This window comes from Cellvibrio sp. (assembly GCF_039207905.1).
GTDB lineage: Bacteria > Pseudomonadota > Gammaproteobacteria > Pseudomonadales > Cellvibrionaceae > Cellvibrio.
On sequence record NZ_JBCECX010000013.1, the window covers coordinates 14,088 to 34,573 of the forward strand.

Sequence of the window (20,486 nt, forward strand, 5' to 3'; positions counted from 1 at the left end):
TGCATTTTCCTATTTAGCGATTGAGTGAGCCAATCAGCATCATGCAGCGCCTGATTTTTTACCACCCCTATTCAGGGGGGATGATAATGAGCATTGAATGAGAGACACCCGAGAATGACTGCGTCAGTGTTACTCCAATTTCTGTGGCTCGCTCTTGCATTATGCGTTGTCCAAACCCCTCGCCCGAGCCACCTTCGGCAACAACTGGATTGCTCAACAGGATGCTATTTCCACTAATCACTAGTTCTAACTCGCGTGGCGATGCATACTTCAGTACATTGCTAACTGCCTCGCGCAATATCCGCGACAAATTACTGTAACGTCGAGCGGATAATATTTCTGGTAAGGTTTCCTGATCATCTTTCCATATAAGAGTTAAACCAGCCAATTGGCAGCGCTTTTCTATTTCACGCCGCCAATTTACCAACGCTACTTGTTTGGTAATAGGGGATTGATCCAGAGTGGAAACCAGTCGGCGCATTTCCGCAATGGCATTGCTGACCAAGGGTTTAGTTTCGGCTGAGCTTGCATGCAAAAGTGAGAGCAAGCTCGCGCCCAGATCATCGTGCATATCACGCCTGATTCGATCCCGTTCCAGCTGCACACCTTGATTGCGCGCATCAATACGTTCAAGCGCCAAGCCCACTATTTGTTGTACATGTTTTACCGTTTGAATATCTGCAGTGGTAAATAAGCGAGCACCTGCATCCGGAAGATCTACACAAAAATGATGGGATTGATTAGAAGGATAAGAAGGTACCAACAGGCGCAAACCATCATTAGTAATAGTTGGCGAACTTAATGATCCGGAACAGATATCTACATGGGGCGTTCGCCATATTGCACGTAAAATATCAATCCAGCGATCACTGCCACTCTTAATGGAATCACCTGCCTCCTTATCGATCAACAACGGTAAAACATTTCCAATCCAGCTATCAACTGAAGGGATTTTTTGTTTCCCAACACGCTTCCACACTGATTGACGCAAAGGAAAATAAACCCAGCCTGCAATAGCCAAAGCAAGCGGTAGCGCCACATCTTGTGGCAATGCCAAGCCACTCACCAGTAACACATCAAAAACAACAATAAATAAACCGCTAACAAACCATCCGGTGATGGAGTACCACCACTGCTCTAATTGAAATAAACGATATTTAACAATGCCAAGCGCCAACCCCCAATACATAATTAAAAACGCACCAAACATTAATCCTTGCGGTGCTGGCTGTTGGATATGTAATGCAGCTGGGATAATAATGAACCCGGCAAATAAACCTGTTGCAGTATAAATCGACAAAAGGAACCAGCGAAGCGCAGCACGACCGCGAGGATCAATACGTGTTTTTCGCCATTGGATAGTCGCAAAAATAAAACTGATGGAGAAAATTCCCAACACGGCAAGATGCATCACTGCAGGTGAAACCCACTGCGAAAGATTAGTAACCCACGCAGTAAGTGCTGCAATGTAAAGTAATAAAGGAATACGGAAACTGCCCAACTGGATTGGATAAGTCCACAATAAAGAAGTAAGTGATGCAGTAAAAAATAGAGCGCCAAAGTGATTTATTGCTGACAGCATGCGAAATAATTCACCATCAATAATGAGTTCACGCGTACTGTAAATTGCAGCCGCAGGAGCAAAAATCAAATAGCCCACTCCCGTCAAAGCATAAAGAATTGCCGCTGTGTCATTACGCCGTGAAGCCCATACCAAAGCCCCCGTCAATGCACCGCCAACACCGACGAATAGTTGAAACCAGAATAGACCAGGAAGGTTATCGATAGGTCGGTTGGTCGTTTGCAGTGCGATATGAGCTCCGTCTTCGCCAACCAATGCAAGCTGATTATCTTTGCTCGCCAAAAACAATTGCTGCTGTTCCTGCATCAGAGTATTAAATTGCAGGTAACTAGGCAGTATATCCGGCTCTTCCATAAAAAGAGATTCGGATAAAGCGATTTGTTCTCTACCCGCCTGGAGGATTTTCAGGTTAAGCGGTAATTGCAAATTATTTTCTTTTAAATAGTTTTCAATGGAATGGCGATTGACACTGCTCTGGTGCACAGCGACAAGTTGCCATTTTTCTATACCCGCATTGTATTGGATTGTTAATCCAAGCCATGGAGAATGCAATGCAAGATAAAGACATGCCAATGCAACGGTGGAGCAAAATACTACCGAAAATGAAACCAGCGCATAAGGTGATTGATTATTTAACATATTTTTATTAACACCATTCCATTAAGAAAATCCCAAGCAGTCATAATCCCCATAGACTATAATCGCGTCAAGCATAAACAGATTGCAAAACCAAATGTTATAACCAAAAATTAATACGCGAGGTTACTGGTGAAATCAGCTCTGGTTGTAGAAGACATAGAATCTATGGCTGAATCCATGACCAGGTCTTTACAAGCGGTATTTCCTGATATTCAGGTAAGGACTGCCGCTACCTTAGCTTCTGCTATACAGCAGGTTAATGATTTATTACCTGATATTATTTTGCTTGATCTGGGTTTACCTGACGGGCGCGGTAGCAATTTATTACTGCACCGCGCTATCAATGAAAAAGTGTGGGTTGTGATTACTACTATTTTTGACGATGACGAACATCTTTTTGAAGCACTGCGGCTGGGAGCCAAAGGTTATTTATTAAAGGATGATGCGGGAGATGTTTTTAATAGCGCACTCGCTGGAATTCTCGAAGGTAAACCACCGTTATCTGCTGGTATCGCGCAACGGATTTTGCAAACCTTCAGACCATCTGCACAAGAATCAGATCTTACACCCCGTGAGCATGAACTTTTAGGGCTGGTAGCACGGGGCTACAGTGTCCAGCGCGCTGCTGGTGAGTTAGGTATTACTTACAATACAGCGGCAAGCTATTTAAAAAATGTCTACCAAAAACTGGAAGTTAATTCGCGTGCTGAAGCTACACGCAAAGCCATCCAACTAGGATTGGTATAACTACAAACACGTTGTTTATTATGTCCGATATATTCCAATCCGCCGCGCTCAGCGAATACCAAAAATCCGCATCCCAGATTGCAACGGGAAAGGATTCGTTAGTGGCATTAAAAAAATCCTACGAGCGCTATGACAATCTGATTGCCAAGGCGATTAATGACTCAACCACCAAGCCAGCCTGCAAAGCAGGTTGCGCATTTTGTTGTCATTACAAAGTAGAAGCGCGCGCGCATGAGATGTTATTGATCCGCGATTACATGGGTAAAACATTTACCGCCGAAAAAATCGAGACGGTACTGGCTGAAGCAAAAGCCAACGCTGCGATTATCCGCAGCATTACCCCTGAGCAGCACCTGACAACCAATTTAAAATGCGCGCTCTTGCAAGATAATCAATGCAGCATTTATCCCGTGCGCCCATTTCGCTGCCGCAATTTCCACTCCACCGATGCCAATGCTTGCGAGCAATCCCACAATGACCCGCACAACATGGAAATCGCAACCGGCATGATCGAAGATGTCGCTATTTACGCCGATGCGCATACCCAGGGTTTTGAAGCAGCAGCAGAGCAGACGGGGCGCGACGCACGCATCTATGATTTTAATACAGCACTGATTGAAGTCTTCACCGAACCCAACGCACTGAAGCGTTACAAAACCGGTAAAAAAACATTTCCCAATGCGATTGAGGTTATCTAAACAATTTCCTTTTTGATCTGGGTAAATTTAGTTAAATAGACTTGCCGGCCAATTTAAAATACGCAAAGCTGCCTGAACGAATAACAAACAAGACAGCCAGCTCAATGAAAAAATTCATTCTTTTGACACTTTCCTATCTGTGCCTGTGCACCTCCATTGCTCAGGCAGACAGCCAATTCAAATTGCTCGTGTTTGCCGTACCGAACAAATATCACTACGAATATATTCCTGTCGCGCGCGAGAGTTTGGAAAAGCTCGCAAAACTGCACGCGTTTGAATTTACTTGGACGAACCAGCCACAGGTATTTGAGGGCGATCTAAAACAATACGCGGCGGTGATGTTTTTAAATACACCCGGTGATGAACTCAACGAACAACAGCGCAAACAATTTGAAAATTACATTCGCACCGGTGGTAACGCACTTGTGGTCCATCGCGCGATCATTACCACAGCGGGTAGCTGGCCCTGGTATGAACAATTAGTAGGGCGCTCATTTAAAATCCATCCGATGTTACAAACCGCAGTAGTTAATGTTGCGGATAAAAAATTCCCCGCAACCTTTGGCTTGCCAGAAAAATGGATCTGGAGCGATGAATGGTACGAACTCACCAATCCGCATAAAGTAAAAATCAACCCGGTGTTAGCTGTGGATGAAAATAGTTACGATCCCACCAAAATATGGCCGGGGCAAACTGCTACAGGAATGGGAAAAGATCATCCGGTTAGTTGGTATCACCAACATGACGGTGGCCGAGTATTTGTTACAGCACTGGGTCATAACGTGGAAATGTATAAAGATCCCAACTATCTCAATCATTTGATGGGTGGAATTTATTGGACCGCAACGGGCAAGGGAATCCAAAAGTAAAACGCACCGAATTTATAAATGTGTGTCGCTTAAAACATTCTTAAATACTGACCATAAAAAAATAAAACAGCCGTAATAAACTGAAATAGCCAATCCAGTTTTTTGTTGTTAGCATGCCGCCCTCAAACGAGGTAATGGCAGGGAGGCACAACAATTAAAAACATATTCCCCTGGATTGGCTATGCCCGACGCTCACTCACTCTCACCAGAGAATCATCAGCAACAGCTTGATGACTTTATCCAAAAAACGACCCAACTCGCTGAAAATTTTCTCGGTTACCAAACCAGCCAACATGTGCAATTTGATCCCGCACTTTATCCGCTATTGAATCTTAATCTTTTGAATTTGGGCGATGCCTATACCGAAGGCAATTTTCGCGTAAATGCCAAAGCGCAAGAGCAAGCGGTGCTGGATTTTTATGCACGCCATTGGAATGCCCCGAATCCCGATACTCCCAACAGCGCCGGTTCTTATTGGGGCTACGTCACTACCATGGGTTCAACCGAAGGAAATTTATTTGGCCTGTGGAATGCGCGCGATTATCTAACCGGTGGAACGCCCTGGTTTGCCGAGGCGCAACACGATGCGCCTGCGCGCAAACAACTACCGCCCGTTTTATTGACCAGCCGCGAGACTCACTACTCTGTTGCCAAAGCAGCGCATATTTTAGGAATTGCTTTACCCTCAAGTTTTAGCTATCGCGACGCACAGGAAAAACGCGCACCGGATTTTATTGGCTCGGATGTCACGGGTGCGATTGCAATTGATGAATTAGTGCATTGGGCTGAGTTGTTATTTGCGCAGGGCCATCCGCTTATTTTTGCACTCAATATGGGCACCACCTTTAAAGGCGGATTTGATCCGATTGAAAAAATTGTAGCGCGTTTACCACAGATTTTTAATGATTGCTCTGCACGTAATTATTGGATTCATGTCGATGCAGCCATCTGCGGTAATACCTTGCCCTGGATCGAACAATGCCAAAAAAGTGGCGACTGGCCATTTGAATTACAAGCTGAAAATTTTCCCCACTTTGATTTCCGTATTCCACAAGTCAGCTCCATTTGCGCAAGCCCTTATAAATGGATTGGTGCACCTTTTCCTTTTGGGGTTTATCTCACCCGCGGGCAATTCCGCTTGCAACCCCCGGTGCATCCAAAATATATCGGCTCACCGGACTCCACTTTTTCCGGCTCGCGCAGCGGACTCGCCTGCGTACACGCGTGGCATTACTTCGCCACCAAGACTCATGCAGAACATCTGCTAGAAGTCAAAGCCTTACAAACGATGGTGAATTACGCTTACACAGAGTTAAAAAAATTGGAAGGGCGCTTGTGGATCGACGAAAAACCTTTTCAGGTTTTTGCCCCAAACTATCTTGCTCCCATGATTTGTTTTACCCAACCAAGTAAAAACATTATCGATTTGTTCTCATTGGCGAGTGAAGACACAGTGCAGGGCACACTCAGCCATATCATTATCCTTAAACAAGTCACTACAACAATAATTGACCGCTTTGTTAAGCATCTGAAACAAGAACATCATTATGAATAAGCTATTCCTGCTTCTTACGCTTTTTTGCCTGTGCGCAACATCTGCAGCAGCGGATGTTAGTAGCCGCAAAAGCGCTACTCCAGATCCTGTCATTATCGGCGATAACGAGACCATCGCTATTCCTGTGCAGGAACCGGTTAAAGACTTACCTATCGATGTGCGTCTGACGCTCAACATCAATAAAATTTACGACATACGCCCAGTCGACGAAAGTTTTAATGTCGATGCTTATCTGGGTGCAAATTGGTTAGATCCTCGCGCAGGCGAATTAGTACCAGAAGGAAAAGACTCGATAACGCTAGAGGATGGTCACGTTGATGATTGGCATGAGCACGTGTGGATGCCATCACTGGAAATAATCAATGTGTTAGGTGTTAAAGATGTTTCCAATAAAAGACTGGTTATCTACAAAGATGGGCGTGTTTTTTACAACGAGCGTTTTAATGCAACCTTGCAGTCTTCGATGAACTTCCGCAAGTTTCCATTCGATACGCAACAGCTGCAGATAATGATTGAACCTTTTTCCTATTCAGCATCCAAAGTTCGTTTTTCTGAACAGAGCCGGGTTTACCCAACAGAACTTAGCTCATGGCCAATGCTGGAATGGCATGCCACCAAACGGGCTTGCCAAATCGGTGAGGCGGAATATCAATATCTAGCAGACAGTACAGCAGAGAAAAAATTTACCCAGTTCGCATTTACCTTAACGGTTGAGCGCATCCCGGGATATTTTTTACTACAGATCTTTTTGCCGCTCACCGTCATTATGCTGTGTGCCTGGAGCATTTTCTTTGTAAAAGATGGCGCAACTCAATTATCACTGATCAGCACGCTGATGCTAACCGTCTACGCTTTCAACTTCTTTATCACCGATTCAATCCCCAAGCTTCCTTACGGCACTTTCCTCGGGAAAATTATTATTATTTCGTTTATCTCAATATTCCTACAACTAATCGTCCATCTGGTAGAACTACGTTGTGATCGCGAATTCACCGCAAAACAAAACTTCTGGATTGCATTGCTTTTCGTTATAGGTTTTGGTTTTGCCAACTGGCTCAACTGGCAACACTCCAGCATGGATGCACCAGCCAGCGCAATTGGCCCGACTACATTGAATGTGGAAAGTTGTAGTCATGAGCCAACTAGATTGGAGCAAAATCGTTAAAATTGATAATTGAATGGTATAAACTTCTGTGTGCAGGAGTTAGCTTTTAGTTACTACCGTTCCTTTTTTACCATTCAGCCCCTGGATAACATCAGGCACTTCATTTTTTTTGGACAACCCCATATTCACTAATGTTGCCTGATGACCTACATCGGTTATTTTCCCTTCCCAAGTTTTGGTGAAAGTATTTTTAGTTCCGTCACCGGCTTCACCGTAGATTATATTTGTTAGTGCCGTATCGTTTGCTCTGGCTTGTTTCATTTTATGAATATAAGCATCGGCTTTGGTCGGTGAAATTATCAAATCAAAACTATCAAGAAATTCGCGTCCGGTCATATTTTTATATTCATCTGCTAGTACACCCTCTGTACTATTGTCAGGCTTGGCATCACTCAATTTCGTTTCAAGATTGTTTTGGATAAATCGATAATGAACACCTAATACCCGCTTATTCGTTCCGTTTATAGTCTTTACCGGCGCAACGCTATCACTTGCGAATACAAGTGACTTAATTGCATTTTGATTCGCGTCGTACACTTCCTTTTTTACATCAATTTTCATCACAGCCCAATCTTTAGCCGCGTTGTAAATCACCGCTGAGATTAAAGCTGCATTTTCGTCATCCTTCCAATAATACATGCCCTTGCTACCTAATTCCCCCTCTGATGCTTTTGCAGCATGTGGATTGGCTATTGCGGATTCAACAAAGCTTTTTCCGCCTCCATGATAAAAAGCCAATCTTTGTGCGGAAAAACAATGCCCCTTATTTATCGGTTTTAACACCTTACGTTGCATTGTTTTCGTAGAATAAGATATTGCTCTTGCTCCCATCACATCAGCTTCAGTCTCCAACCCCACATCATCATTAACTGATGTGCCTTTCATTTGTGCTGTAGGTTGCACACGCCCCTGCGCTTGTTGAACAACATGCCAAGCCTCATGTGGTAGATGTTGTTCCTGCCCCGGTGCTACATGAATATCAGTACCTTGTGCATAAGCGTGCGCATTTAGTTGTGCAGGTTTATCAGAGTTGTAATGGACTTTCACATTGTCCATGCTCATTCCCGAAAGCGACTCAATCCCAGATTTAAGTTGGTTTGGTAAACCCGTATTATTCGGTTTCTCTTCTAGTTGAGCCGCATCAGAGTTAGACAATTTTCCCTGAAGCAATTCTTCATCTTCTGCGAGCTGTGCGGTTTCAAACTTTCCCTGCAGTGGCTCTTCTTCCTCCTCGGCTAGCTGTGCCGTTTCAAATTTCCCCTGAAGCAATTCTTCATCTTCAGCGCGTTGTGCGGTAGCGAATTTACCTTGCAGAGGTTCTTCCTCTTCCATTCCTGCACGTTGTACTGCGCCCATCATTTCCTGTTGTTTTAATTGCACGCTGGTTGAGGCGCGTTGGTCGGCAAATTTGGGCGATACAACTTTATTCGCACCGCTTTCAATGCGCTGTGATTCTGGCGCGGTTTGTTTGCTGGTGTAGGACATGGTTCGCTCCTGGATAATCCTTCGTAATTAATAAGGTTGAGTAAAGTTCATACTAACGTTGTTTACAATATTTACTTATTACTATCGCTTACATCCGTGTCATCTATTTCATCTGTCGATACTGTGGAATTAATAGATCGATTTGGTACTGCCATCATTTTCTGGTGTTGCAATAAATTTCTATTAGGCTTTTGTTTTTTCAGTTCTTTGATTGAATCCAGCACAGCCCACAACGAGAGCACAATCAGCAATATGCTTAAAAGGCTCGTCACGCTGAGCAATGGGAATTGGTTATCCACCAACAATAGGTAGTCCCATAAAATAATGGGTGGTAATAGCAAAATAATTAATGTAAATGGCTTTAATAACCAACTAATTGCTGACGGTAATTCGCGGCATTTATGTGGGTAGATATAAAACGCTACCAGCACAAAAATAAGCGCAAGTATCAGCCAGATATTCATCACACTGATTAACTGCCAACGATACGCGCAAAGCTTTTCATTCCAACCGGACTTTGAATAACCCGGTGCAAAATGGGTTGCGACGTAATCATTAAAGCCTTCATAACCCGGTTTATTCCAGGTAGTGATTGGCCAGAAACCGCCACCACCAAAACTCTCATGGATGTACGCCAACTTTTTAAAACGTTCATCACTCGCCATACCTTTGCTCAAGGCTTCGCGTTGTTCTTGCCGATTCATATCTGCATAGTTGGCAATCATCATCGGCATAATCACCGAGCGACTGGTACCAGAGGTCAACGCATAAATTTCATCAAGCGCGTTGTAATAGGGCTCCTCCAGAACAAGGAGCACTACTGATTCCAACCGATCCTGCATTTCAATAAGCGATAAATTGGTATCCACCAGATTCTGGGTTTTAATCAGCTGTTCAATATTGGTGCTGGTGAAAGCGCCTTCGTCGGCAGTGAAATCATTTTGCCTTATCATTAAGTTAAAATAGAGCTTTGGTTCTTTGCGATGAAAGCTCGCATGTTTCTTACTCAGTTTCTTTAGTTCATCTTTTACTGAGGTAAAAAACTCAGCGAATATTTTCTTGGCTGCATCTGAATCCGGATAGTTTTTAAAATACAAGGTTACACCGTCACCATTAGTGGCTTTTCCCGCAAGCCCCAAACTCAGGTAAGGGCGTAGTACAGACTCAGCATCCGTCATAGGTGTATCTAAAAGAGTTACGATGTTCAATTTGAGATTATTCAATACCACTTCCAATTGCGTCGGATTTGCAGCAATGGATTCATTTGTAAATGTGCTCCAATCTTTTTCGATTACCCAATCTACTTTGCTACCGTAACGGCGTGCGGTCGAAATAAAGGCTTTACTCTTCTCGGTATTATCATGCACTAAAGTTTGTGCCTGGCCTTTGGCGTTGATTTGTACCAGATGTCCGCTTTGGTTAACGGTTAAACCAAAATAAGCAACACGCGAGAAAGTGCTGAAATCAAATTCCTGCTCTTTTTCACCGGTCGCCCAATAGGGATAAATGCCATAAGCCGTGGTAGCAATTTCTTTGGGCACACAACCACAGGCATCACCGCTCCATAATATATCTAACGGTTTATATTCCGGCATTGGCTCGCTATAGACTTGCTCGATTGCCGCGCGCAGCGACTTGTCATATTCGCGCTGGATATTTTGATAGTGTGTGTCATTGCAAATAGGTAATTCATCAGTATCAGTGATGCTGGAAGGAAAGATAGTTGCTAATTCTGAGCGCAGTTCTTCTTTTTCGGTTGCACTCAGTCGATCGACATTAATATCAAGTGTATTCGGTTTATCGACTTTGCAAATCAACAACCCTTTAATCAATTTATTCTGTATTGCGTAGTGCAGCAATTCACCTTCTGGATATTCAATATCTTGTAAGACCTTTAATAGCTTTATCAGACGCGGTGGAAAATGCGCGATGCTGCTGGCGATAGTTTGTGCAGCCTCTTTCGTTAACATCAGGCTATTTTGCTTGCTCGCCAACACAATGAGTAACAAATTTGCCTTGGCTTTTTGCGCCGCGCTATTACCATTTGCATCGCCACTGGTATTGATGGTTGATTGTGTACTCGAGGATGATTCAGCAGATGATGGTTGAACTGCAGGATTTTCTGAAACTACAGTTTCAGCAGCCTGGGCTTTTTGTATCGCTGCATTGATTGCAGTTTTGAAACTGGCTTCAGAGGTAAATGGCGTTTGCGGTATTGCTTTGAGCTCAACAAACAGTGCATCACCAATACCGGATTTAAAGAGCGACGCTAGAATTTCATCGGTCAGTTGATAGGTTTCAACGATCTGCAATTTGGAAATGATTTCTGAGCGCAAACCATTGCGCGTCTCCTCACTTTGGTCCTTGAGCAACTCATTAATCGCATTCGCAGCGCTGGTTTGATCGGAAAAGGTTTTGTTGCTTAATTGATTAACCAATGTCACCAAGCCGTCCGGCTTTTCCAATGCAATATAATCGTCCGCACGTAATACATACAAACTATGGGGTTGCGCTTTTTGCGGACTAAGGGTTTGTTGCGGCGGCGGTGCAGCAGGCTTCAAGCTGTCTTGATAGCAACGCAGCAGTTTTAATAATTCCGCATTATTGCCGCGATAAAGAATGGTGCGTGCATTAAGTTCGCATAGATTTGGATTGGTCACACTCCAGTGCGCAAATTCCCGACTGACTAATTGTGTTATTTCAGCTGGATACGCCTTGGCGAAATTTGCCAAGTCCGCTAAACGTTGCGGAAATTCCGTGACAATGTCTACTGCTTGTTCAAGGGCAAAGTGACTACACAGACGCTGCATCCACGACCAGGTAATAGGTCCTAAAAGTCCATCATTCAACGGGCGCCCAGTTTGCTTTGCAGTGGATTTCCATTCCGGATCATTCTGGTATATCTGGAATAAGTCAGCCTGTATTTGATTAACCAGCGCGCGCGAATATTGTTTGTAGGGCAAATCATAGCCCAGACACTTGTCTTTATTTTCCGTTGCACCTTCGGGCAAGGTTTGCGCTGCGGCTACAACTGGCAATAAAAATACCAGCAGCAGACCAAGCGATTTTAGTGATGAGGCAATAGTCATGATCAGTTAGAGCGTACGCCCCTCCTTGAGAAGTTCTTTATTGATGCCTTGTAATAAATCGGTTTGCTCCAATTGCTGGCGTTTCATACGCGTCGCACGAATTGCAGCGTAGCGGACAACGTTGGTTAGGGAGCCGCCCGATAATTCATACTTCTCTGCAAGCGCCCCTAAATCCACGTCCTTTGCCAAGAGCGAATCATTGGGTAATAAATTTTTCCACAGCCGCAAACGTTCCGTTTCATCAGGCAATGGAAAATAAATAATAGACTGGAAGCGGCGCGCGAAAGCTTCATCAATATTGGCTTTAATGTTACTGGCAAGAATCACCACACCGGGAAAGTCTTCTACCCGCTGCAATAAATAGGAGATTTCCTGATTCGCATGGCGATCATTAGAACTGCTGGTTTGGGTGCGTTTGCCAAAGAGCGCATCAGCTTCATCAAAAAATAAAATCCAGTTTTTATTTTCAGCTTGGTCAAATACACCGGCGAGATTTTTTTCGGTTTCACCAATGTATTTTGAAACCACCATGGATAAATCTATGCGGTAAACATCTACTCCAACACTTGCACCGAGCAACGTCGCGGTTAAGGTTTTTCCCGTTCCTGGTGGCCCGAAAAATAAACTGCGATAACCTGCCTTAACTGATTTATCCAAACCCCAGCGATTAACCAGCTCCTTCCCTTGGTGAAGCCAGGTATGCAGATGATCAATTTCTTCCATCACATCCTGCGACAACACCAAATCATTCCAAGTGAGTTTGCTGGTAATCAGTTTTGCGGGAAACTCAATACTGTAGTCGGGCTTGTGCACTTGCCCATGGGTACAACGATGCAAAAATTCAGAAGTTACCGAGATAGTCGCATTTAAAAATGGTTCACCGCTCGCCTGATGCTCCAACTTGATTAGCCGCTGTTTTAAAAAGTAGTGCTGTTCATCAAATAATTGCAGCGCATCAAAACGCCGGTTCAATTCCTGCCCCGCTAAAATAAACACGGCAGTTTCTGCAGTGGGCAAAAAACCACTGTGGGCTTTGCCGCGCCAGCCACCAAATTCAGTGTAAGTCCGGCCAGTAACCTGGCTCTGGGTGAAAAATATATCCAGTGCCTGCGGACGCAGATGCGGAATTAAGCAAAGAATAAATATCAGGCGCTCATCAAACCCCATTTCATAATCGCGGATAACCTGCGCGTAAGCGGATTCGTCTTTGCTTAAATCCGGGGGTGTGAGCGTGCGGATATCAGCCGTTTCCTTTTGGATATCAGGCGAGCCAAAATAATGGGTGAAGCGCAAATTCAACACAGCATCAAACCAGGCAAGTTCCTGTTCGAGTGTTTTCGCATTGGCTTGGCTAATAATCATTGCACAGATATCTCAAGTAGTTGTCAGGAATCATTGCGCCATGAAACACGCAGGGGTTTATCCATCCATCCATGTTTAATCAGACTGATGCTCCAGGGCAGGTGGTCGATCAGCATGTCGAAGGTCTGCTCCTTTACTTTTAATCGCCAGCAATCGTCTTCCAGAACTAACCAACCTTGTCGCTGGAAAAATGTTTCGCGCAAACCGGCAATTGACGTTGAACCCAATACCTTCCAGTGCTGGATCATACTGGTGAGCATTTGTTCGATCAGTGTTTGTTCCTGCTCTGTTATTTCAATTCCTGCACTAACCGGAATACTGGTTCCGACTCCACATAAAATTTTATTTAGCACCAAATCATATTCAGGAGTTTGGCTGTTACCCGTGACCATAAATTGCAATAAGTGTATTGCGCGGTCAGCTGCGCCAAGATCAATAAATTTTCCATCGCTCATTAGATTCAACATGGAAAACAATCGCGGCAGGAATGCCGCAGCCAATACCTGGCCAGCATTATTAATATGCAAACCCGCATCCCATTGCGGCGCAGATCCGTCGTTTTGCTGGTTAGATATTGCAGCAACATCTTGTAAACGCATTGACGGCTTCTGTTGTGCCGGTGGCCTTAGCAATGCAATTCGACGTTGCGTTAAATTAATGAGCCTTTGTACATCGTCCATTCCCATGGCGACGGCAAGCTGCTCACACAATACGCGCGATAACTCAGTTGCATGCGCTGTATTTTCGGTTTTAGTGTTATTGCTCTTATCCTGTGAAAATAAGTAGCTAAAAATAAACAGCCATTTAATTTGTTTAATAACCAGACTATTGATATCGGTAATCAACAGGGCCAAAGCCTCAATCACCGCCTTAACAACGGAATCGAGCCAGACATAAGCATCCGGCTGCAAGCGCATAACTATTTTGTGCAGCAGATGCGCAGGTACTTCATTCACCAACCGTTGTGAATACTTGGTATCCGCCAACAACTTTTGCCATTCAGCAAGCAGTGCGGGATTTGAATGATTAATTAAAATATTAATGTGCTGCTGCAGCGCCAATAATTGTTCCTGATTCAACGGCTGCTCCGCAGCCAGTAGTTGCGCCAAGGAAATCGTCGGTTTATGCAAGGATTCGTCACTCCCTGTTAACTGTGAATACTCTATTGCCGAATCTGGTGAAATATTATTAACCGTACCCACAGGCGTAGATTGATTTTCTGTTGTTATTGAATTATTTAGGGCAGGATCAAGCTGTTCACTTTTAACAAGCGGTGTATAACTGATGTTGGCCGTTGTTGCGATTGCAAAAGCCTCCAGATCAATAGGTAACTGCTTTACCAAGGCATTAGCTACCAAACGATAATAGACATTGGTATTTACCGATCTGCGTGCAAAATTATCAATGGCTTGCAAAAATTCATCATCGTACTCACCAATTGTTTTATTACTTTGACGAATAAATTCGGCAATCAGCAACTGCCATTGCTGGGCATCAATATTCAATTGCCGTAGGCGCTCAGCTGAATTAGAGGCAACAAGAATGGATTGGACAATTGCACTAGCATTAGCAGGAACAACTTTAATCTCCATCCAGGACGCTGATTCGTGCCGAATAACCTGGCTATTTGTAAGTGATGTTGTGTGATTGCTTGATACAGCTGCTGGCAATAAATCAACTTCCCGTTGTTGATATACAGATATTTCAATGGCTGTTGATTCCAATGCTGAATTGGTTTCCAACGGTGACGATATAAGAGTGGAGTTTATTATTTGTGGGGCAATGTCTGTCTGTTCACTAATGACTGTTAAATCCAAAGCTGTCTTATCAATAAGCTGTTGCAGTACTCTTTCATAATACACTTCGATATTGCTAACTCGCCAGGCATGTTGGTGAATTGCAGTAAGCAATTCAGGCTGCATTTCTTTGGCAATATCAGTATTTGAATAAACGTATGTGTCAATTAATTGAGCGAGCTGATCCTGGTTTAATTGCAATGCTTGGAGTTGAATTTTCCCTTGGTAAAGCTGAGCAGCTAACTGATCCAGCGACAAACTGCTATCTACATTCGCTGCAGTAAAATTGAATATCGGTATTATTGCTTGCTCAGAACGGATTTTCGTTGCTGCATCACTTACCGTTAATGTACGGACTTTGGTGGCTTCATTACTGGCTGTGATGTTATTTGTAGTTTGCTCTGTATTTAAATTTTTAGCTACGTTTACATTTGTAGCTAACCCTAATGCAATCTCTTCCAAATCAACAAGTTTGTCCGCTATCAATGCCTGTAAAACCCTGGTGTAAAAACTCACTCTTGACGCTGTAGTCTCAGCTTGCATATCTATAGCAGCAACAAAGTCAGCACAGTTTTCTGCGGTAGCGCTATGACCCAGCCGAATATAACTACTGATCAACCGCTGCAATAACTCAATTTCATCCGGTAACTGGCTCCAAGTCAGGGCGCCACTTTTTAAGCGTAAACATAAGTCAAATAATTGATGATCGCTTACTTTGGTGAGATCACTTGATGTGATAATCGGCGATTTTCGTTCTGCAATAAAATCACGCGCGCTAGATGAAAAACTATCTTGTGGCCAATTTTCACTATATTCCTGAGTTTGGTTCTCTAACGAATAGGTGTCTGAAGATTTATCAAGCAGACTATGTTCAAGCTTGGCTATCGGTAAATTATCATCGTCCTTATGATTTGTACTTTTTGGCGATCTTATTAGGGGAAGATTATTTAGGAGTGCAAGCCAGCGTTGGTGTAACGATTGCGGTTCAACTGAATTCGATTGAGCGTAGGCAGTAATTACTGCTATTAAAAATGCTTTTTCGTTTAAGCTATTATTAACTTTGCCTGTCGTGCTATCTATTTCGTTCGCTCTGCTATTAGCAGTTGAGATTCCAGATTCATCCTTCAATACCAGTTCAATGGCAATTTCCCATAAACGTCGTTGAAATTGCTCTACAGATAATTTATGTCCACTAAACCCTGACAACTCATGAACTGAATCTATGAGTAATACGACTTTTCCTTGCAGCTGCAAAAATAGCGTGTTGAGTTGTGGGGCTAATAAACCCACCATATCCACCAGCAATGGGATAGGAAAATTCAGCATTACTTGCTGGCGAATTTCCGGACGAATTAAATAGTGCTTTAATGCCGTTGATACAAGTTGTGATTCACTGGTTATTAACTCTGGCCAGAGTTCCAGTAATGGATGTGCATCACCCCGGACAAGAGCTGTTGCAATTAACAGGCGTATATTATCCGGATTATGCCGCTGGTTTTTATCTAACTGATTATCTACAGCAATACTGATTTGGTCTATATTGGTTCCAGCATCAAACCGACCAGCAGAAGCTGCAGTTTGTGCAATCTGTTGTTGCAGTTTTGCCGGCGCGTTTTCTGTTGAATGCTCTGGTAATTGAATTGCTAATAAATATTGCTGCAACTGCGCGCTTGGCACGCTTAGCGCAGTTGCGATCCGGTTAATCAACTTGGATAACCATAGATTCCCTGCACTAAATTCATTTTCCAATCCATCGAGAAGCAATTCTTGCCATACCATGTTATGCAGTAGCTTGTTATCGATGGTATTTATTGCAGCACTATTGATTGAGTAGTGCACACCCGAATTATCCTTAATAAATTGCAGTAGATCTAATAGCGTAACTGCAGTTTCCAAGTGTAGTGGTATCAGCTGCCGCAAAATTTCCAGTCGCTGCTGTTCGGAAAACTGTTTCAGGAGTCGCTGCACTAAGGTATTTTTATCAGGAAATTGTCGGAGGAGTTCGGCAATATTGTGTTGCCCTAATACTTGTTCCAGTAGTTGCTCATGAATTCCTGATCCGGTTATAGGTTTGATAACCTCCACATTTACCGAGGCTTCACTGCTTGGCGTTGATGTTTCCTGTTTGTTGTCGTTCGCATGCGATGCAATAGCTTTATCCACTGATAACCGGCGCTGCGCTCCATAAAAAGCTGAAGAGTCAGACACATTGTGGTCGCTGTGATGCGCGCGTATTTTCCCAGTCGACAGATATTCCAGCGTCTGTGCCAAGGCAGCTTGGGACTGTTGTTCATCTTGTGCTGAAAAGAATTGTCCAGAACTCGCTAGCGGCAATGCAATTAATTGCGCTTGTAGTAAGCGCGTAAATTGCACCAGCAGCTGCTCGCGAATTTTCTGTTGATAGTTGCGGCTATCCAGATTGCCAAAATCAAATTCCAGGGTTTCAAAACGCAGAATCTGTTTACCGGGCGATATACGCGAAAATAGCTGATCTATTGCAGGCAAAAGATCATCGCTAAGCCACTCCGCAAGCGCAGCTTTTTCATGGCGAGCGAGCCTGGTTGTCGTAAATGACAAATCAATAATCAGGTCATCAATGTGATGCTCGGCGTACATGGTTTAAATCCAATAGGCCGCAGATGGCGTTTGTTTCTCTAACCAATCGCGTACTTTTTGCGCGGCTTGGTTGAGGTTTGCTGTAGTGCTTGCGTTTGGATCGCCAGTTAATTTCTGCTGTTCATGCTCCTGCAAACATTCCAACCAAGGCCGATAGACACTTTCAAATTGCTCCATCTCGGTGAGGTTCAGCCAGAATACCTGTGGAAATAAATGCGCAGGTAATTGGTTGGCTAAGGTTTTTTCTGCAAAGTGACGAAAAGCCGGATTTGCAAAGCGCGCCGTCCATTTTGGAAAAACAAAACTTAATCGGCAGTTGTAGAAATTATCGTCATAATTGTCTTGGCTACTGCCATTTGAATTGGGACCGGAATTGTTTTTCGGGCGCAATAATATGTGCTCGAGTAAATAGAAACCTTCCGAACTGGCATTTATATCGGTGATGATTTTTTTGAATTTGTGCACATATGCGATAGCTTGATCACGCGAGACGGATTTTTTTAACGGTGTCCAACGTTTATGTGTGTGCGAGTAGAAATACACATCCACTTGGTCGCCTTGTTCATGGGCGCGCAGGCGATAAGCATCAATACTGGTGCCTTCGGTAATCATTGCCGGGCTCAATGTCAAGGCTTTACTTGGTGTGTAACTCCACTGCTGTAATTTTTGTTGCTGCGCGGACTTGAGTATAGGAACGGCCTGTTGTTCAAGCGCAGCTGCATCTGCTTCATTCAACCGCTGCCCAATCTGCTCATCGCTAACCAGATCAATGTGATTGGCGCTGAAACTTTTTGCCAAAGGTACAAGGCTATCCAGCTGCTGGATGCCGAGCAGAATATTTAATTTTTTATGCAGGCTACTCAGGTTACTTGATTGCCAATGAGGTTCACTGGTATCAAATGCGCCTGAACGACTGTTGCTGATTTCCACCAAATGCAACAGGTAGCGCATTTTATTATCGATGGCCCAATAGTCCGGTTGCTCCTGGTGGTAGTAATTAAAATGCAATAAGGCTTCTTGTGAAAACTCTTCACCATAAATTGCCAGTAACGTATCCAACGCGCGGCTTTTCCGATCAGCTGCAGGGTCATGGCGCGCTTGAATTTCTTGTATGTCAGCAAGGCCTATGTTGTTATTTGTATAGAGACCAACAAAATTCGGGATATTATGATTGTCGAGAAACTGCGCGAAGTAACTATGATTCGGTTGCTCTTGCAAACTAAAGAGTTGTTGTAAATTCTGGATATGCTCCATCATATTCGCCAACAACTGCTCAAACGGATAGAGATAAGATTTAAGCTGCTGCGCCTGTATTTTTCGCTCCATAGATTCGCTGCCCGGCACACCTGCTGCATTAATTCCGTAGACCACAGGAAAATGATGCTGCACCGAGTAATAAGCTGAATGCTGATGAGGGCGCCCTTGCGGCAAGGAATAAAAGTTGGCGGTATTGGTTTTATTGTTGCGAAACGCCCGATATTCAAATTCGAGTTTTTGCAGGGATCGCCTTGTTTCATCCATTAATTTTTCAATCGTCTGGCCACGCGCTTTTACCACACCGGCAGGGTCAGTCGTTTTGCCCGGATTAAAATCAATTTTGAGCCACTGTTGTTGCTCAATATCATCGGGAAACTTCAAAAAGAATGAACGCTTGTCGAGCGTCTGGGTATCGAGTGCTTTACCGTCGCTATCCACCAACTCCAATCGGTATACCTTTTTAACACCATCTATTTGTGCAACCAGTCCATTCAGCTCTTCCAAAGGCTTGGAGGTGGCCTGTGCATTAAGATCATTACTATAGATATAACCGTGGCGAGTAAGCGGGCCAGTAAAAATATCGGCCAGATCAACGTCTTGTTGAGCAAGAGCCTCGTAGCGTTCCATGCGAATATTGGAAGAAATTTTTCGTGCAGCTTGGAAGAAAACATCCGCATAAATATCAGCTTGATTGCGCTTGCCATCTGTTTCAATTACTCCTTTTAAAAAGCAGGGCTCGCTTTTTTCAATCACTACGCGCTCAAGATCTTCACCAAGGTTGCGGTTTTTAACAAACACGCTGTGCACTTGTTGTATGACTTGTTGTTTTTGCTCCTCGCTATAGGCCGGTCCGGTAAGTGGTTCCAATAACTTTATTGAGATTTGATAAATGCATGCGCCATAACTACCGGGGTAATCAGCAGTGGATACATTAATTGCATCTATCTCCGGAACTTCATCCAGTAAGCGTTTGCAATAGTCTTCCGCGGTAACCGGGCGTGTAGGAAAAATATCCTGCGGCTTATAAAGGGCATAGTGATTGAAATCAATCATGCCGCGCTCATTGGCGAGGTAATCTGCAACCGGCACATTGGCCTGATAAGCCAGCTCGGTTAAACCAAAACAAAGCTGCTCAAGAATAGTCACGCCTGGATCATGTAAGTTGTAATCCGTCCAGATATTACCAGCGAGTTCCTGCACACGGGCAATTCCATCGGCGCGCAAGCTGGCAAAATCAAGACCATCGGGATCTTGTTGCGCACGGGCAATGACTTCGGATGAACTCATCTTTCAATGCCCTGGATTATTTTATTTTCAGTTGCCAATTGCCCATGTTGGGTGTGCAATTGTTGGTGCAAATTATTTACCAACTGACAGACCCGGTTGTAAGGAAGTTCTCCCAACGCCTGAATACACAAACTGAAATCTGCCGCGTTAATTACAAATAGCGCCGGAGTATCAGGCTCAGCATCTGCACGATAAAATTGCTGCACTTGATGATTTAGCTGGCCAATAATTTCAAACACTAATTTAAAAGGTTGCTCGACCAAAGCTTCCAGAATCAAGCTGCTCTGATCAAGAGTGAGATATAAATGTAATTCGCGTTTGCTGGCATCAGTCATAATG

Annotated in this window: 12 protein-coding genes; 5 read left to right on the plus strand and 7 right to left on the minus strand. The window is 43.8% G+C overall.

Annotated features, from left to right (window positions below; all coding sequences use genetic code 11):
• Nucleotides 1–67: 67 nt before the first annotated feature.
• Nucleotides 68–2,221 carry a hypothetical protein gene (locus tag AAGC78_RS09660; protein WP_435783864.1) on the minus strand — a complete coding sequence of 718 codons (2,154 nt, stop codon included), beginning with the start codon at nt 2,219–2,221 and terminating at the stop codon, nt 68–70.
• A gap of 129 nt (nt 2,222–2,350) precedes the next feature.
• Here AAGC78_RS09660 and AAGC78_RS09665 point away from each other — a divergent pair, with 129 nt between their 5' ends.
• The 5 genes from AAGC78_RS09665 (at nt 2,351) to AAGC78_RS09685 (ending at nt 7,255) form a co-directional block, all read left to right on the plus strand.
• Entirely contained in the window at nt 2,351–2,968 is a 618-nt protein-coding gene (locus AAGC78_RS09665) for a response regulator (protein ID WP_435783865.1), read from the plus strand.
• A gap of 20 nt (nt 2,969–2,988) precedes the next feature.
• Nucleotides 2,989–3,666 (plus strand): YkgJ family cysteine cluster protein, encoded by a 678-nt coding sequence (locus tag AAGC78_RS09670; protein ID WP_435783866.1) that lies wholly within the window; start codon nt 2,989–2,991, stop codon nt 3,664–3,666.
• 104 nt (nt 3,667–3,770) lie between these two features.
• Nucleotides 3,771–4,535: a ThuA domain-containing protein gene (locus AAGC78_RS09675; protein ID WP_435783867.1), complete on the plus strand. Its 765-nt coding sequence runs from the start codon at nt 3,771–3,773 to the stop codon at nt 4,533–4,535.
• A 181-nt stretch (nt 4,536–4,716) separates the two neighbouring features.
• The gene (locus AAGC78_RS09680) at nt 4,717–6,090 is read left to right on the plus strand and encodes a pyridoxal-dependent decarboxylase (protein WP_435783868.1); all 1,374 of its coding nucleotides are present in this window, start codon (nt 4,717–4,719) and stop codon (nt 6,088–6,090) included.
• The gene (locus tag AAGC78_RS09685) at nt 6,083–7,255 is read left to right on the plus strand and encodes a hypothetical protein (RefSeq protein ID WP_435783869.1); all 1,173 of its coding nucleotides are present in this window, start codon (nt 6,083–6,085) and stop codon (nt 7,253–7,255) included. Before AAGC78_RS09680 ends, AAGC78_RS09685 begins: the two co-directional genes overlap by 8 nt.
• Before the next feature lie 39 nt (nt 7,256–7,294).
• Here the strand turns inward: AAGC78_RS09685 and AAGC78_RS09690 are convergent, their stop codons facing one another.
• The 6 genes from AAGC78_RS09690 to AAGC78_RS09715 form a co-directional block, all read right to left on the minus strand.
• On the minus strand, nt 7,295–8,740 hold the full coding sequence (locus AAGC78_RS09690) for an eCIS core domain-containing protein (RefSeq protein WP_435783870.1): 1,446 nt from the start codon (nt 8,738–8,740) through the stop codon (nt 7,295–7,297).
• A gap of 71 nt (nt 8,741–8,811) precedes the next feature.
• Nucleotides 8,812–11,829 (minus strand): hypothetical protein, encoded by a 3,018-nt coding sequence (locus AAGC78_RS09695; protein ID WP_435783871.1) that lies wholly within the window; start codon nt 11,827–11,829, stop codon nt 8,812–8,814.
• 6 nt (nt 11,830–11,835) lie between these two features.
• On the minus strand, nt 11,836–13,191 hold the full coding sequence (locus AAGC78_RS09700) for an ATP-binding protein (protein WP_435783872.1): 1,356 nt from the start codon (nt 13,189–13,191) through the stop codon (nt 11,836–11,838).
• Nucleotides 13,192–13,214: 23 nt separating this feature from the next.
• Complete coding sequence (locus tag AAGC78_RS09705) at nt 13,215–17,603, minus strand: contractile injection system tape measure protein (protein WP_435783873.1); 4,389 nt, start codon at nt 17,601–17,603, stop codon at nt 13,215–13,217.
• A 3-nt stretch (nt 17,604–17,606) separates the two neighbouring features.
• Nucleotides 17,607–20,147: a hypothetical protein gene (locus AAGC78_RS09710; RefSeq protein WP_435783874.1), complete on the minus strand. Its 2,541-nt coding sequence runs from the start codon at nt 20,145–20,147 to the stop codon at nt 17,607–17,609.
• Nucleotides 20,144–20,482 (minus strand): hypothetical protein, encoded by a 339-nt coding sequence (locus tag AAGC78_RS09715; protein WP_435783875.1) that lies wholly within the window; start codon nt 20,480–20,482, stop codon nt 20,144–20,146. The genes AAGC78_RS09710 and AAGC78_RS09715 overlap by 4 nt, the downstream gene beginning before the upstream one ends.
• Between the last annotated feature and the right edge of the window lie 4 nt (nt 20,483–20,486).

Bases quoted from the DNA above. Each gene is read 5' to 3' on its own strand.
- AAGC78_RS09660 (WP_435783864.1), bottom strand. From the start codon at position 2,221: ATGTTAAATAATCAATCACCTTATGCGCTGGTTTCATTTTCGGTAGTA.
- AAGC78_RS09670 (WP_435783866.1), top strand. From the start codon at position 2,989: ATGTCCGATATATTCCAATCCGCCGCGCTCAGCGAATACCAAAAATCC.
- AAGC78_RS09675 (WP_435783867.1), top strand. From the start codon at position 3,771: ATGAAAAAATTCATTCTTTTGACACTTTCCTATCTGTGCCTGTGCACC.
- AAGC78_RS09680 (WP_435783868.1), top strand. From the start codon at position 4,717: ATGCCCGACGCTCACTCACTCTCACCAGAGAATCATCAGCAACAGCTT.
- AAGC78_RS09685 (WP_435783869.1), top strand. From the start codon at position 6,083: ATGAATAAGCTATTCCTGCTTCTTACGCTTTTTTGCCTGTGCGCAACA.
- AAGC78_RS09690 (WP_435783870.1), bottom strand. From the start codon at position 8,740: ATGTCCTACACCAGCAAACAAACCGCGCCAGAATCACAGCGCATTGAA.
- AAGC78_RS09695 (WP_435783871.1), bottom strand. From the start codon at position 11,829: ATGACTATTGCCTCATCACTAAAATCGCTTGGTCTGCTGCTGGTATTT.
- AAGC78_RS09700 (WP_435783872.1), bottom strand. From the start codon at position 13,191: ATGATTATTAGCCAAGCCAATGCGAAAACACTCGAACAGGAACTTGCC.
- AAGC78_RS09705 (WP_435783873.1), bottom strand. From the start codon at position 17,603: ATGTACGCCGAGCATCACATTGATGACCTGATTATTGATTTGTCATTT.
- AAGC78_RS09710 (WP_435783874.1), bottom strand. From the start codon at position 20,147: ATGAGTTCATCCGAAGTCATTGCCCGTGCGCAACAAGATCCCGATGGT.
- AAGC78_RS09715 (WP_435783875.1), bottom strand. From the start codon at position 20,482: ATGACTGATGCCAGCAAACGCGAATTACATTTATATCTCACTCTTGAT.